Here is a 241-nt window from a genome sequence, read left to right as displayed (position 1 = left end):
GCTAAATCCCAGGCGGCGCAGTATATTTAAGTCGGGACGTGCATGGGGGGCAAATACACCTTGAGTTAAGCCTTTGTCGTGCCTGGCTTTCATTTTTTCAAGGCCTTGAAGCACCGCCTCTTGGGGGTTTGAAAAGCTAGCGGCGTTATTTAACGAAGCAACGTTACCATACGATAACCCCGCATAATTGTGGGTAGGGCCAACTAAACCATCAAAATTAACTTCTAAGGCAGGCATACAC

General features: G+C 47.7%; 1 protein-coding gene. It reads right to left on the bottom strand.

All coding sequences use genetic code 11. The annotated features are described in order from the left end of the window. Positions 1–237: N-succinylarginine dihydrolase (locus tag AAEY75_RS16820; RefSeq protein WP_352260305.1), on the bottom strand; the 237-nt coding region annotated here is incomplete at its 3' end. Positions 238–241 lie beyond the last annotated feature (4 nt).

Origin of the sequence: Psychrobacter sp. TB55-MNA-CIBAN-0194, from assembly GCF_040309505.1 — a bacterium.
GTDB lineage: Bacteria > Pseudomonadota > Gammaproteobacteria > Pseudomonadales > Moraxellaceae > Psychrobacter > Psychrobacter fozii.
The sequence above is the reverse complement of the archived record's forward strand: the minus strand, read 5'-3'. Positions and strand labels throughout refer to the sequence as shown.